Origin of the sequence: Halococcus dombrowskii, assembly GCF_022870485.1 — an archaeon.
In the GTDB taxonomy this organism is placed as follows: Archaea; Halobacteriota; Halobacteria; order Halobacteriales; family Halococcaceae; genus Halococcus; species Halococcus morrhuae.
In genome coordinates, this window is record NZ_CP095007.1 from 201,696 (window position 1) to 215,550 (window position 13,855).

At 57.7% G+C, this 13,855-nt stretch carries 11 protein-coding genes and 3 pseudogenes; 3 read left to right on the forward strand and 11 right to left on the reverse strand.

The window, feature by feature from the left end:
- Positions 1 to 645: 645 nt before the first annotated feature.
- From MUK72_RS17280 to MUK72_RS17290, 3 genes are read right to left on the reverse strand one after another with little or no spacing between them, the layout of a single operon-like run.
- Positions 646 to 1,815: a thiolase family protein gene (locus MUK72_RS17280; protein WP_244706171.1), complete on the reverse strand. Its 1,170-nt coding sequence runs from the start codon at positions 1,813 to 1,815 to the stop codon at positions 646 to 648.
- Entirely contained in the window at positions 1,812 to 2,237 is a 426-nt protein-coding gene (locus tag MUK72_RS17285) for a Zn-ribbon domain-containing OB-fold protein (protein ID WP_244706173.1), read from the reverse strand. Before MUK72_RS17285 ends, MUK72_RS17280 begins: the two co-directional genes overlap by 4 nt.
- Before the next feature lie 6 nt (positions 2,238 to 2,243).
- On the reverse strand, positions 2,244 to 3,035 hold the full coding sequence (locus MUK72_RS17290) for an enoyl-CoA hydratase/isomerase family protein (RefSeq protein WP_244706175.1): 792 nt from the start codon (positions 3,033 to 3,035) through the stop codon (positions 2,244 to 2,246).
- 453 nt (positions 3,036 to 3,488) lie between these two features.
- Here MUK72_RS17290 and MUK72_RS17295 point away from each other — a divergent pair, with 453 nt between their 5' ends.
- Both MUK72_RS17295 and MUK72_RS17300 read left to right on the forward strand, forming a co-directional pair.
- Positions 3,489 to 3,677, forward strand: a complete 189-nt coding sequence (locus MUK72_RS17295; protein WP_244706178.1) for a hypothetical protein — start codon at positions 3,489 to 3,491, stop codon at positions 3,675 to 3,677.
- An 80-nt stretch (positions 3,678 to 3,757) separates the two neighbouring features.
- On the forward strand, positions 3,758 to 3,994 hold the full coding sequence (locus MUK72_RS17300) for a transposase (RefSeq protein WP_244706180.1): 237 nt from the start codon (positions 3,758 to 3,760) through the stop codon (positions 3,992 to 3,994).
- Between the two features lie 248 nt (positions 3,995 to 4,242).
- On the opposite strand, the pseudogene MUK72_RS17305 reads toward MUK72_RS17300, so the two are convergent.
- The 3 genes and pseudogenes from MUK72_RS17305 to tnpC form a co-directional block, all read right to left on the reverse strand.
- Positions 4,243 to 4,374 (reverse strand): annotated as a pseudogene (locus MUK72_RS17305) (IS1595 family transposase); the annotation flags it as partial.
- Between the two features lie 133 nt (positions 4,375 to 4,507).
- Positions 4,508 to 5,002, reverse strand: coding sequence for a transposase (locus tag MUK72_RS17310; protein ID WP_425311100.1), 495 nt, complete (start codon positions 5,000 to 5,002; stop codon positions 4,508 to 4,510).
- A gap of 472 nt (positions 5,003 to 5,474) precedes the next feature.
- Positions 5,475 to 7,032: pseudogene (gene tnpC / locus MUK72_RS17315) on the reverse strand (IS66 family transposase).
- Between the two features lie 206 nt (positions 7,033 to 7,238).
- Between tnpC and MUK72_RS17320 the strand changes: the two are divergent.
- Entirely contained in the window at positions 7,239 to 8,309 is a 1,071-nt protein-coding gene (locus MUK72_RS17320) for a TIGR03617 family F420-dependent LLM class oxidoreductase (RefSeq protein ID WP_244706182.1), read from the forward strand.
- 171 nt (positions 8,310 to 8,480) lie between these two features.
- Here the strand turns inward: MUK72_RS17320 and MUK72_RS17325 are convergent, their stop codons facing one another.
- The 5 genes and pseudogenes from MUK72_RS17325 to MUK72_RS17345 all read right to left on the reverse strand — a co-directional run bounded on the left by MUK72_RS17325 (position 8,481) and on the right by MUK72_RS17345 (position 13,843).
- Complete coding sequence (locus MUK72_RS17325) at positions 8,481 to 9,512, reverse strand: NAD(P)H-dependent flavin oxidoreductase (RefSeq protein WP_244706184.1); 1,032 nt, start codon at positions 9,510 to 9,512, stop codon at positions 8,481 to 8,483.
- Positions 9,509 to 11,245 carry an AMP-binding protein gene (locus MUK72_RS17330; protein WP_244706186.1) on the reverse strand — a complete coding sequence of 579 codons (1,737 nt, stop codon included), beginning with the start codon at positions 11,243 to 11,245 and terminating at the stop codon, positions 9,509 to 9,511. The genes MUK72_RS17325 and MUK72_RS17330 overlap by 4 nt, the downstream gene beginning before the upstream one ends.
- A 194-nt stretch (positions 11,246 to 11,439) precedes the next feature.
- On the reverse strand, positions 11,440 to 11,832 hold the full coding sequence (locus tag MUK72_RS17335) for an acyl-CoA thioesterase (protein ID WP_244706188.1): 393 nt from the start codon (positions 11,830 to 11,832) through the stop codon (positions 11,440 to 11,442).
- Positions 11,833 to 11,834: 2 nt separating this feature from the next.
- The gene (locus MUK72_RS17340) at positions 11,835 to 13,010 is read right to left on the reverse strand and encodes an acyl-CoA dehydrogenase family protein (RefSeq protein ID WP_244706190.1); all 1,176 of its coding nucleotides are present in this window, start codon (positions 13,008 to 13,010) and stop codon (positions 11,835 to 11,837) included.
- A gap of 178 nt (positions 13,011 to 13,188) precedes the next feature.
- Positions 13,189 to 13,843: pseudogene (locus tag MUK72_RS17345) on the reverse strand (transposase).
- Between the last annotated feature and the right edge of the window lie 12 nt (positions 13,844 to 13,855).

Consider the following 13,855-nt stretch of genomic DNA (forward strand, 5'->3'; position numbering starts at 1 on the left):
TCAACATACACCAGTATTTTCGAAGTATCGCTTCGACATTCAGTCAGCGTTTCTCCTAAACAATGATAACATCACGGACTCGAGTGGTCACATCTTTGCTCGTTTACAGGGTGCGGCAGACATCGAAGCCATGGGAGGTTATATTGATAGACGCGGCGAAGTCGACGTCACTCTCTCTGACGATCTCGCCGCCCGACCGATCGACAGTATTCCAATTTGGTATCGGTCGAGGGCTCGGTCGGTTCGTCTACGATCCTGATGTCCCGGCCAATGTGTTCTTCCCCGTCCATCGTCGTACCCTTCTGTGGATGGTCGCCGCGTAGAGCTCGTTCGCGTCGGCGCCGCGTCGGAAGTTCGGTTCGAACTCGGGGTGCTCGAACCTGATGTGACAGCGGTACAGTAAGTCGACGCACCCGGCCCGACGAGCGGGCCGCGGAGAGCCCTGCAATCACGTTCGGGGCCAGCTACAGGCCGTCGATCCCCTGGCGGATGAGCTCCCGGATGAACGGTATGCTGGCGTGGTGGCTGTGCAGACCGCCGAAGGCGAGAGTCGTCCCTGATTTGACGGGATTGACCGCGGTTTCGATGCTGGTTGTCTTCGGTCGACGTTCCGAGTTGTTTTCTGATATATTCCTTGGCCTGGCGCTACGCCTGCTCCAGAATATTCACAATGACACATCCATAGTCGATGTTGACGAACGTCCCGACAATCTGGGAGAGTCCGACCTCCGCGTCGGGAACCTGCCTGCCGTCTGCTTCGCCCCGCAACTGCCAGTACAGTTCGACCAGTTGCGCGATACCAGTTGCACCGATGGGATGGCCACGAGCGAGCAGGCCGCCTGACGGACAGAACGGAATCTGCCCGTCGAGTTGCGTCTCCCCGTTCTCGACCAGTTCGTCGCCCTCGCCGAACTCGCAGAACCCCAGTTCCTCGAGGTAGATGGGCTCTTCAACCGAGAACGCGTCGTGAATTTCTACGACGTCGACATCGTCAGGGGTCATCGACGCCTCATCGTAGGCGCGAGTCGCCGCCTCACCGACGGTTTCTGCACGTGCGATGTCGAGATCGTCCGGATATGTTCCCGAGAGCTGGGTCGTTGCAGCCACGCGTACCGGGTCGTCAGTGTACTCCTCAACGACGGACTCGCTAGCAAGGATGACGGCTGCTGCACCGTCGGTGGTGGGACAGGACTCGTACAACCGGAGCGGATCGGCAACGATAGGCGAGTTGAACACGTCGTCCATCGTGATATCTGCCGGCCGCTGGGCGTACGGGTTCTCGGTCGCATTCTGGTGGTGATTCACCGCTACCTGGGCCATCTGTTCGCGTGTCGTCCCGGCGTCATGCATCCGACGTCGAGCGATCATCGCGAAGAGCCCCGGCCACGTAATACCGTTCCCGCCCTCGAGTTCGCGGTCACCTGCGTTCGCCATAACATCCAACATCTCGTCGGTTTCGATCCCACTCATCTTCTCGACCCCTAACGCAATGGCGACGTCTGAGCGGCCTGATGCGATCTCGGCCCAGGCAGTCTGGAACGACTGTGCCCCCGTGGCGCCGCCGTTCTCGACGTTTACGACGGGGATACCAGTGATACCAACCTCTTTCAACGATAGTTGTCCGACCGTCTTGCCCTGGGCGCCGAATAGTGCGGACCCGAAGTTCCCACACGAAGCAAATTCCACGTCCTCTTTGTCGACCCCCGAACTCTGGAGAGCCCGATAGACCGATTCCCCACCTAACTCCTTGACTGACTTGTCTTCGAACGTGCCGAACTCCGTCATTCCGGCGCCGACGAGATAGACGTCGCTCATACGTCTCCCTCCGCGGGCCGGAACTGATAGCCCTTGATGGCAACACCGTCGTCAACTGAGACGGTACCGGTCGTTACTTCCATCTCACGTCCGATTTCGAGTTCCTCGTCGTCGGTGATCGTCGTGAAGAGTCGGATTCCATCCGGCAGGTCAACGTACCCAATCGTGTACGGCGGGCTGAACCCCGAAGGACCCATCCCGACTGTTGCATACGTATAGAGTGTCCCTGTTCGGCTAAGCGCTCGTCGCTGCATCGTCTCAAAACACTCTGGACACCGTTCTCGCGAGGGAAATTGGATGGTCCCACACTCGGGACACTCGCTCCCGACCAACGTCGGCTCGGTATCGAGCGTGTCGGGGTCGAAATACTTCTCGAGGCGACTCTCGTCGACGTCAGTTGTGTTGGATTCTGTTGAATTCATGGTTGACTAGAAATCAGGTTCACGCCCCTCTTTGAATGCGGCGAGTCCTTCCTGTGCATCTTCCGAAAAGAGGTGCGACGACACGACAGCTCGTTCAAGTTCGAGTCCCGTCTCGAGGTCCGTCGACTGACTCGTTTCGACGAGATGCTTTGCTGTCTCCGTCGTCTGCCGGCCCTTGGTCGCGATTTCGTCTACGAACTGCTCTGCTTGCTCGTCTAACTCGTCCGGTGGCGCAATACGGTTCACAAGCCCGATGTCTGACGCTTGCGCCCCATCGATGCGACTACCGGTGAAAATGAGCTCTTTCGCTTTCCGAGTACCAACGATCCTAGCGAGTCGCTGGGTACTTCCCCCACCACCGATGAGTCCGTAGTTCGCATGTTGATCACCGATGACGGCGTCGTCACTCGCGATAGCGAGGTCACACGCTAGGAGCGTTTCGATGCCGCCTGCGAGTGCGAACCCTTCGACGATTGCGATAACGGGCACGGGGAGGTTCGAGAGGCCAGTCAGCGCGTGCTGGACCTCGGCAAGGAATTCCTCGACTGCCTCACGGTTACCCGCTTGGATGGAGTCTTCAAGACTGGCGAGGTCGGCACCCGCGGAGAAGTTGCCGCCTGCGCCCCGTATGGTCGCAACACGGACCGAATCGTCCGTCTCAATCGTCTCGACCGCTTCGCGTAACTGTCTCACAGTCTCCGTATCGAGGGCGTTGTTCTTCTCAGGCCGGTTCAGACGGATGTGGGCTGCACGCCCGTCACGAGAGTATTCTACTTCAATTGGATTATCGCTACTCATACAGCATCGAGCACATTAGTCCATCTATCTATTAGTAGTTTCCCTTGTTGACGTACTTCCAAGCGAAGTGTGATTCTGAGTCATCCGTTCGTGTGCGTGAGATAATACTTCACGATTGAACTGTTGCAGTGCTAGTGAGCACTGCTATCTCTCAGTTTCTTGGAGGAATGGTGCGGCAGATTTGGTGTGTCGACAAACCACGCACCGACTAGATGTATCGCGCCGAGCAATGATGATCTTTCGGTCCTGTTCCTTCGGAACCACGGTGTCCCGAGTGTGGTGCAGCCAACGTTGCGAAGAATGGCACCTACGAGCGGCACCCGTACGGCCGCAAGGACGTGCGAGTGCAGCGATACTGCTGTGATCTCTGTGGCTCGTTCTCACCGAGTCACCCGTCGGTGGAAGATGATCACTGCTATCCACAAGCCGTGACACAACTCGCTGACGCCGTCGATGCATTCGCTGACGCCTCGCTGGAAGACATCCTTACCCGTTCACTACGGTGTTCGTCTCGACACCCACAAGACCACCCAGTACGACGACCTGCGGACTTCTCTTGAGGGCTTCACCGACTACGAGCGGTTCTACGAACTGCAATCCGCCGGCAAGGACTTCGTGACGGTGCTGAAGGCGAACGCCTGAACCACGTCGTCAATCGGCTGCGGGCGGTCGTCGTTCGGGACGAGGTAGGGACACGACGGGTCACCGTCAAGTTCGTGGAGTTGGCCGGGACGGACGCGACCTTCCGCCGGTTGACCGTCGCGGGCGTTGACGGTGAGGCCACCGCGTACTTGACGTCGCTCGGGCACAATGACTGCGCCCCGATCAACAGAGTGAGCATCTACACGCTCCGGTGGCTGATCGAGATCCTGTTCCGCAAGCTGAAGCAGTACCTCAACGTCCAGCAGTTCCACTGCACGACACTCAACGGCGCGTTGTTTGACCTGTTCAGTACGTGAATCGCCTACCTGCTGGTGCAGCGCTTCCGCCACCGGCATCCGGTCCGCGGTGGCATACGGGCCGCCATTCGGGTCGTCCAAATCAACTGGAACCGACCACTGCCCGAATACGGCTGAGGGCGCGGAGCCGCCACCGAGATCGAGGCTGATGAGCGGCGGCTCCGGATGCCACGGTCACTCACTGTTCCTGGCGGTCGCTGTGGCGATCGATAACGTCTCTCGCTCATGGGAAGCACGTTGTTGGTGAGTCAGAGCAGAGTTCGAACGATCTCTTTGAGAGCTTCTTGACCGGGTTTGCGTAAGATTTGACGGCGGAGTTGGAAGGCTCTGAGATACGGCGTGAGCTTGTCTTTCGAGACGCCTCGGTGCGGCGAGAGCCACGCGTCGCGCCAGCGAATCTGCTGAAGCAGGTTCGCGGCGCTCGCCTCTGAGGTGAGCAATTCAAATGGGAACATTGCATTCGGGTGACGCTGCCGCATCACCCTTGCCCGCTACGCTTTCACAGCGACAGCGCTACTCGACCAACAACCTGCTTCCGAAGAGCGACGCCTCTTCGACGGAGTCCGGCGCGGCGGGTATGAGCACGGCTCGGACCCGCCGCAACAGACACCGGCTCAGCAGTAGCATCAGCAGTGCCGCCAAGAGAAAACACATGACAGCGGCTTCCTGGTGGACCGGGATCACCTCCAGTCCGAACACCTCCTTGCATTCCTGGATGACGGTTTCGACGCTCCATCGGTTGCTGTATAGCGCCGCGAGTTCTCGCGGCGCGATCGCCTCGGCCGAGAGATTCGTCGCGTAGAGGTGGTACTCGTGGTCGGCGTCGACATCGTCGCGATAGACGGGGGCGTCTTCGTCGTCCTCGTGTCGAACGCCGATGACCCGCAAATTGTAGGGAAGGTGCAGACCGGGACGATCCGCACCGACTGTTGCGGTGACGTTGATGGTCTGCCGTTTGGCGTCGATGCGTCCTAACCGATCGTAGTCGAGGTAGCCGAGATCGAACATCGCGAGGAGTCTTCGACCCAGTTGCTGATCTCGAGCTAGGTCGTTTCCTGGGTTCGAGCACTCGTGATCGAATCGAGGACCGGAGCGACCGAGGCCGGTGAGAGCGTGCAGATGGTCGCATCCGAGATTAGGGCATCCCGGAAGCGACCGTACCGTCCACCGAGCGAGGGCTCGGTTCGCCCGAGTTCGACGCTGACGTAGTCGACAAGATCGATAAGGAAGTCGGTCAGTTCGGGCGTGCTTCACTGCTAGATAGAGGAGTAAGCAACGTCGTCATCGGCGAAGACCTTGTAAAGGTCGTGGACGGCACTGACGGAACCGTCATCCTGGGTGGTACCGAACAAGAACGTCCAGAGGAACGGGGGAGCGTCAATACTGCGGTGGCGTTCGATGAGGCCGGTGGCGAGACCGGGTCGCGCACCGGCCGGGGAGGCACCAGAGAGTTTAGCTCCTGATAGATGAGGGTATGTGTTTACCCCGACGCAACTTCAGGAACTGCCTGATCGGGTGAGATCATCTCGTTGTTTCGGACGACCCGCTGAAGTTCCTCGTAGGGATTACGACCCTGCTGGCTCCACGTCGCCAGCAGGGTCAAAGCCGTCTCGTGGACGAACATCCCACGTTCGTTGCGAAGCGTCCCGATGAGTTTGCGTAGGATCACCGGCTCTCGCAGAGCATTTTCAGCAGCATTGTTCGTCGGCGAGACGGCTGGCTCGCCGACGAACGGTAGCCAGTGATCCAGTCCCCGTTCGATTTTCCCGAGGAGTGTTGCCACTGGTCCGTCGCTCACTGAGCGGTTAACGAGTTCTTCAAGCCCCTTTCGGGCCGATTCGTGCATTCGCGTTCGCTGACGCTCGGATGGGTCGGTCTCCAGCCACGACTGGAGACCGACGTACATCTGCTTGAGCGTCCGGTAGATCGGTTCTGCTTGGTCGTGATCTTCCGCCACGTCTTCAGCCTCTCGTAGAATGTGTGCCCAGCACCGCTGAAGATTCCTGCTGAAGGCTGGATACGCTGTCCAGCCGTCACAGACGATGGTCCCGTCGAAGTCCTCTCCGAGGACTTCTTCGGGCACGTCACTGCCGCGACTCTCGCGGACAGCGTACAGCGTGTGCTGATCGGTGCGGAACGTCCAGATCCAGGTTTGCTCTCCATCGAGCTTGTGGCCGGTTTCGTCAACGTGGACCACGTCGGCGTGCTGGATCTGGGTGCGAATGTGCTCGTACTCGCAGCGACCGGCGCGCGCAGCGCGCTCGGTCGCGCGCCACGCGGATGCGCCTGAGAACTCCAGCCCGTGGAGTTGCTCGAAGCGATCCGCGGTCTTCCGATGCGGTAACCGATGCTCGTACTTGGAGAGGGTTGCTTGAGCGATGACGTTCACCCCGAACTGCCCCTCATCGGGACAGTCGGGGTGAGAAGCAACCGTCTCAGCGCCACAAGCGTCGCATTCGTAGTAGTGGCGGTTGTACTGAGTGGCTTCTGGCGGCTGTGGATCGGGAATCTCTTCGACGAGTCGAGGGCTGACGCCCTCGGACTCGTCCAAGTCCTCGCCACACTCTGGACAGCAGCCACAGGTGACCTCAACTTCCCTGTCCGGATCAGGAGCGTTTCGGAAGGCTGGATCGTGTCCAGGTTTGCGTCCGGGTGTTCCGCCGTCAGTACGAGCGCCCCCGTCGTCGTCCTCGTCATCCGAGGACGACGACTCCCCAGAACTCGATTGCTCCTTGCTGGGCGGTGTGTGCGGACCTTCGTGCCATCGAAGTTTCGCTTTGAGCTGTTTGTTTTCGTGGCGCAGCTCTTGGTTTGCTTCACGAAGTTCCTCGTTCTCTTCGTGGAGAGCTTCGTTCTCCTCACGGAGCGCTTCGTGGTTTTCACGAAGCGCTTCGTTCACTCGTTCAAGTTTATCAGCTCGCTTTTCGAGGGCAGTGATCCGCTGAAGCAACTCTTCTACAGGATCGCTGGAAGAGGTCACTATCCAAAACCTCCGTCGGAAGCAGACGGCACGGGATGGTCTCCACCGCGGAGACCATCCCTCCCAAAGTCTTGTGACGCCTGCTGCATCGATCTACGAAACCGATCGGGTGCCAATTACGAGAGAGTGCCGAAATCGATTGGGGGTAAACAAGTACAGATGAGGTAAAGCCATTGGTTCATGTCTCCGCGTGGACGCGGGCGGGAGTTGCCACTGCTGATTGCGCCGAATCCTTAAACGATAACGGGTGGCTGGCGGCAGGCCTTGTACTGGACTGGCCTGTCCCCGGTGAGATCCGCCGCAATCTTCATTGCAACGAAGCAGGAAGGGATAGTCACGATGCAGTTTGATGTGAACCTACAGTCCCCGTCACTTTCGGAGGTCGGAGACATTGCGGCGGTAGCAGAAGACCATGGGTTCGAGTGCGCCTGGATTACCGAGGTCACGCACTCACCCTATACACTGATGACGCGGATGGCCAGCGAGACGAACAGTATCGACATCGGGACCGCGATCGCGGTCGCGTTCCCCAGAAGTCCGATGGTGACTGCCTATTCAGCATGGGATGTTCAATCGCTCTCCGATGGGCGAGTTCTCCTTGGACTCGGGACACAAGTGAAAGGGCACATCGAGCACCGTTTCAGCGTCGAATGGGACTCCCCCGGCCCGAGACTCAGGGACTACGTCCGCTCTCTTCGAGCTATCTGGGACGCTTGGGCGACCGGCACGGACGTCGACTATCAGGGCGAGTTCTACTCCATTGATCTATGTCCACCGGAGTTTACTCCGGATCCCATCGACGACCCGGATGTCCCCATCTACGTTGCAGGCGTGAACCCGTACAATCTGAAAATAGCCGGTGAACTCTGCGATGGCCTCCATATTCATCCGGTCCACTCGCCCGAATACATCGAAGAAGTCGTTGTTCCGAACGTAGCGGAGGGGGCAAAGTATGGAGATCGGACTGCCTCCGACGTTACACTCGCCGCTTCGGTCTTCGCCATCGTCGGCGAGTCCGAACAGGAGCGGTCAGAGAAGCGAGAGCAAGTGCGAAAACAGATCGCCTTCTACGGCTCAACGCGAACGTACAAGACTATCTTCGGCGTCCACGGCTGGGAAGAGGTATGTGATGACCTCCACGAACTGTCGGTCAACGATCGGTGGGATGAGATGGGAAATCTCGTGACCGACGAAATGATCGACGCCTTCTCCGTGGAGGCGGCTACCTACGGCGACCTCCGAAAGAAAATTGAATCCCGTTACGATCACGTGGATCGAATCTCGGTTTACGAGCCGTTCCGGGGAGAAGAACAGTGGGCGGCCCTAGCCGACTGAAGCAGTCTTCTTCGTATCGTTTCATATGGTTTCTACGATCGTCCCAAAGCGGGAGTCCCAAAGAATTCCGATAGCTTCCCGTCGTTAGCGGGAGCAACCTGGCGTAGCTCCCCATTTCGACTGACGAAGAAGACGGACCATAGGATGAACCGCTTCCAGAGCAGGAGACCGTCAGTCTACGACCTGGATCTGCTCATACGCCGTGACCGCCTCGTCCATGATGCGGTTCATCAACTCCTCTACCGTCGGCTTGTCGTCGATGTAGCCGGCGACCTGCCCCCCGATGACGATCCCCTCGTCAATATTGCCCTGTTGAGCGATAATAAGTTTCTTGTCCTTTAGGTCGGTAAACGACTCTATATCCATCTCGTCTTTGACCTCGTTGAGCTGTTCGATGCCTGGAGATTCGAGGACACGAGCCGGACCGAACAAGCCATCCATGATCATATCGGACCCGGGACCCGATTCAATCAGGTACTCCTTGTATTCGTCGTTGAAATCCGCTTCTTGGGTAGCGATAAACCGCGTGCCCATGTACACTCCTTGCGCGCCCAAGGAAAGGGCGGCGAGGAGCCCTCGGCCATCTCGGACTCCGCCCGACGCGACTACGGGGACGTCAACTGTTTCGGTGACCGCTGGCAGGAGTACGAACGTATGAGCGGCATCGTCTTCGTTGTGGGTGTGCCCCCCCATCTCGTATCCCGACGCAGTGATGCCGTCGACGCCGAGTTCTTCGGCCTTTTTCGCGTGTTTCACACTTGCGGCCTTGTGGAAGTGGAGGAGATCCGTCTCCTCTTTCACCTCGTTGATTTTGTCCATCCAGCGTTCCGGATTTCCAGCCGACGTTTCCAGTACTTTGAGCTGGTCGGCCACCTTGTCGTCGGTCAGTTTCGAAACGAGGGTCTCCTCTAAGTAAGCGTCAAGTGTCTCCTCCACGTTATTCGGCATTTTCGACGAGCCAGCCGGAATATTGACGCCGAAGTTCCCATCCGTGTTCTTCGTGAGAAAGTCAAACGCGTTACTGAACGATTTCCGTGCTTCGCGTTCTCCGGCAGTCTCCGAACCGATACTCACCATACCGAGCCCGCCGGCGTTGGAGACTGATGCAGCCAGCTCGACCGTCCCGCTCGGCCCCATCGCCGCCTGGATAATCGGGTACTCGATGCCGAGTAACTCACAAAGGTCTGTTTGAATCGTACTCATTTCTTTTGTTCCGCCTCTGTCTCGCCACTAATGAAAATATCTCCGTACTTCTTATGCAGGGCACTCTTGTCGTACTTTTCTGTGGGGGTCCGAGGGATCGAATCGACAACGATGACCTCGTCGGGGATCCACCACTCCTGAATTGCTCCTTCCTCGACGAACTGCATCATCTCTGCTTCGAGGTCGTCGATGTCGAGTTCGTTGGCACCCTCAACCAGCGTTACGATAGCGAGCGGCCGTTCCATCCATTCCTCGTGTTCCGCGGCGATAATGACACATTCTGCGACATCCGGGTGCTCGGCGACGTGCTCCTCAACAAGCGGCGATGGAATCCACTCGCCACCGCTTTTCACCGTGTGCTTCAGCCGATCCCGGTATTCGATGTCAGCGTACTCGTTCAGGCGGACGAGGTCCCCCATCCGGAGATAGCCGTCGTCCGTAACTTTCTCTTCTGTTTTCTCAGGCATCTTCCAGTAGGATGCAGTCCCCCACGGGGAGCGGAACGCGAACTCACCCTCCGACTCGCCGTCCCAGGGAACCTCGCTACCGTCCTCGGGGTCGACGAGTTTTGCGCGAGTACCGGGAACCGAGTATCCCGCCACCCGGTTCTTCCAGTTGAGCAACTCCTCCTTAGAGAGTTGCTGTTCCTTGTCTCGGAGACGGTGATGGAGGTTGAACGCCATCGTCGGTCCGCAACTCTCCGTGAACCCGTACCCCTGTGACGTCGTAACGCCGAGGTCCTCCAGCCGGCGGAGCAGGCCGACCGGCGGAGACTGACCAGCGAAAAGAGCCTCCAGCCCCTGGAGGTCGACGCTCGGATCTTCCTCGCGACGTTGCTCGACCACGTCCGCGATTCGTTCAAAGAGTGTCGGCACTGCGGCACTGAACGTTACTTCCTCATCGAGAATGAGGTCGGGGAGGTTTTCTGGATATCCATAGCCCGGGAGGACGAGTTTTCCGCCACACATCAGGGCAACGCCCCACAGGTTCCAACCGAGGTGGAAGACTGGTGGAACCATCAGGAAGGAGTCTTGGGGATCGAACCCCTTCGTCGCCATCATCTCGATGTTATGGAGATACATCGACCGATGAGAGTGAGTTATCGCTTTTGGATTGCCGGTCGTACCGGACGTGAACATGAGTAGTGCTGCGGTGTCCTCGTCGATCTGGGGGAACTCGAAGTCCGAATCTGCGTCGGCCCGAAGTTCGGAGTACCGCAGTACGTCGTCGAAGATGTCAGTTTCGACGGCTGTATCGTCATCACCGTAGATGACCGCCTCGTAATCACGCCCATCGAAGACGCTCCGGTCTAGTTCGTAGGCCCCCTCGTCGTTGAAGAGCTCTTGATCCAGGAAGACGGTATCGAATTGGGCGTTGTCCTCCACGTGGTCAAGACAGAATTTCTGCTGCTTTGCAGGGAGGTCGACATTAATGGTAAACGGCGTTGCCCCAATGCCGCTGGTCGCGTAAAGGAGTTCGACGAATCGATACGTGGAGTACCCGGCGAGGCCCACGACGTCCCCCGGACCAATGCCTAGGTCTTCGAGCAGGTTCGCCGTCGTTTCGACGCGCTCTTCGAGTTCTGCGAACGTGAGCGAGTGCGTCCTTCCGTCCCCCATCCCCGTCACGATCTCTTGATCACGGTGGCGACTAGCACCGTGTTCGAGCATGAGAGTCGTGTTCAACTGCATCTCGGAAGTTGTGCTGTCTAACCCCTTGATTGGATCTGTCATGGGTACACTCTACCACATCATCCCCATAATATATATAGTTATCGGTGAGCCTGTGAGTGGGTCACAGAAACGGTCGCGGAACAGTCTTGTTCAAAACCAGCTTTGGAGCTCTCATCATACTACACAGGGGGTGGGAGGAATCGATAGAGCCAAGAAAGTGTTCAGCCATTCGGCGGACCCGATATGACACCGATTTACTCATCGGCAAGATCGTCCGTAATGACATCAGGAACCGGTCGTGATTCGAACGTATCCGCGTCAACAACCGCATGAACCGTGGTAGCTTCGAAGACGGGATTATCGACGAATCCAGCTACGTTGAACTGGACGGACGACTGACCGAGAACGGGCTCAACTTCGATTCGAACTCGGTCTCCGATCGTAACAGGCGAACGATAATCGGCTTCTGCGTGGACGACTGGCATTGCGACGCCCCGGTCTTCGATTAATCGATCAAACGACTTAGCTCGATCTTCCATGAGACGTTCGACAATGCGACTCACGTGTTCGAATAATCGGGGATAATACAGGACACGCGCCCAGTCCACATCGCCGAAACGGACATCCCACGTTGTCTCGTAGACCATGATTAGTACGACCGTGGAAGTCCGAGTAACGATTCACCGATATGATTGAGTACCATCTCGTTGTTCACCGGGGCAATTCGGGTGAATCGTGTCCAATTGTGGAGTGTGATAATATCATACTCGGTGCTAAAGGCATTCCCGCCAAAGGTCTGCATCGCTGCGTCCATCGCCTGATCGCCAGCTTCTGACGCGGCGAACTTCGCCATGTTCGCATAGGCTCCTGCCGCCGAATCAGATGCCTCGAACGCCCTGGCCGCTTCTCCTGTTGCTAACTTGGCCAGTTCGAGGTCGACCTTCGCACGACTCAATGGGTGTTGGACGCCCTGATGGCTGCCAATCGGGGCGTCGAATACTGAACGGTCCTTTGCATACTCGACTGCCCGTTCGAGAACGAATTCACCCATACCGGTACTCAACGCCGCTGTCCCTATCCGTTCGGGGTTGAGCGCGTCGAACACATGGAGGAACCCCTCCCCCTCAGTTCCGATGCGATTCTCGACCGGGACGCGGACATCATCAAAGTGGACAGTGTACTGGTTAGCCGGTTCAGGAAGATCCAAGTCGAGAGGCTGTAACTCGATACCGTCGCTTTCCATGTCTACCGTGAGCAGCGTTCCCCCCTTTCGCTTGTCCCCGTCTGCAACATCTTCGTACGGCGTTGTCCGGGTTACAAGTTGGACGTAGTCAGCTCTATCAGCCCCAGTTATGAACGTCTTCTGCCCGTTGACAATATATTCATCGCCCTCTCGGGACGCCCGCGTCTTGATGCGGAACGAGTTCGTCCCTGCGTCAGGTTCGGTGATTGCGAAGGCGAAATAAAGGTCACCGGAAGCGATACCCGGTAAGAATCGCTGTTTTAGCTCGTCGCTTCCGTGATGCATCATCGGGATCGGGGCCATTGTCACCGTGTTGAGAAACGACAGTAGCGGGACACCGTGCGCGCCAAACCGCTCGAGCAGAATCGCGAGTTCGGCCATCCCCAGGCCCGCACCCCCGTATTGCTCCGGGATTATGATTCCTAGGAACTCGAGGTCGGCTAGTTCCTCCCAAAGTTCTGTAACGAACGCATCCGATTCAATACATCTATACCAGTAATCGTGGCCGTAGTCGTCAGTGATTGCATCGACTGTATCCACGATCATTCGCTGTTCGTCGGTCAGTTGTCTAAGTTCATTCATAGGACAGGGTATTCTCGCTGTGTAATCATTATGTTGCTCGGGATCGATTGAGTCGTCTCGATATACGATACCGTGTAGCAATACTAATACTCATCGGTCCTCTATGCAATGACGGCGACAGCGTTCCTTCATTGATAGGGCGAGACCATCCGTTCTAGAGGGTGTCATAGAACTCTTCTCACACCGTGATGATCGTGCTTCCCGGATTGTCTCCACGTTCGTAGTTGGTGATTGCGACGACGAGGCGAAGGCACAGCGCGAGGAACACCTGCGCTCGTGCGTGAACGCGGCCTCGGGCGTGCGTTCGCCCGAGGCCGCAGTCCTTGACTGATTCGTTGGTTCGTTCAACTCCTGTGCGGCGATTGTACGTCTCGTCTAGCGTCGATTGCTTCAGTTGAACGTCTTCACCGTTCTTGATCGGCAGGCATCGCCCTCACGTCAGTTGAATCGATACAGTAAGTCAAGTCGAGCAGGCCGCGCCGGGCGGCCTGCTCGACGAGTCGGCCAAAGACTTTGTCAACAACGTGTTCGAGGTCGGTAAGAAATCGATCGACCGCGTCTCTCGACGGCGGTCGATCGAACCCACAGCTCAGCCAAACGACCGTGTTACGAAGCTCTCGTTCAACGGGACGAATCCCGTAGATGTCGTGGTAGTAGCAATGGAGGAAGCCACGCATCAACTCTGGTGGTTCGTGCTCTCGTGTTCGCCCCGTCTCTGCCGGGGCGAACACGTCGAACTCTTCGAGAAACCCGAAGGAGAGGTGTTCAAACAACGCTAGCGTCTCGGTCTCCGCGACATTGAAGAACGACTCTACCGAAGGATCATCTTGCAGGGTCGCTGAACC

Bases quoted from the DNA above. Each gene is read 5' to 3' on its own strand.
- MUK72_RS17285 (WP_244706173.1), bottom strand. From the start codon at position 2,237: ATGAATTCAACAGAATCCAACACAACTGACGTCGACGAGAGTCGCCTC.
- MUK72_RS17340 (WP_244706190.1), bottom strand. From the start codon at position 13,010: ATGAATGAACTTAGACAACTGACCGACGAACAGCGAATGATCGTGGAT.
- MUK72_RS17290 (WP_244706175.1), bottom strand. From the start codon at position 3,035: ATGAGTAGCGATAATCCAATTGAAGTAGAATACTCTCGTGACGGGCGT.
- MUK72_RS17310 (WP_425311100.1), bottom strand. From the start codon at position 5,002: ATGTTCGATCTCGGCTACCTCGACTACGATCGGTTAGGACGCATCGAC.
- MUK72_RS17330 (WP_244706186.1), bottom strand. From the start codon at position 11,245: ATGACAGATCCAATCAAGGGGTTAGACAGCACAACTTCCGAGATGCAG.
- MUK72_RS17295 (WP_244706178.1), top strand. From the start codon at position 3,489: ATGCATTCGCTGACGCCTCGCTGGAAGACATCCTTACCCGTTCACTAC.
- MUK72_RS17325 (WP_244706184.1), bottom strand. From the start codon at position 9,512: ATGAGTACGATTCAAACAGACCTTTGTGAGTTACTCGGCATCGAGTAC.
- MUK72_RS17335 (WP_244706188.1), bottom strand. From the start codon at position 11,832: ATGGTCTACGAGACAACGTGGGATGTCCGTTTCGGCGATGTGGACTGG.
- MUK72_RS17280 (WP_244706171.1), bottom strand. From the start codon at position 1,815: ATGAGCGACGTCTATCTCGTCGGCGCCGGAATGACGGAGTTCGGCACG.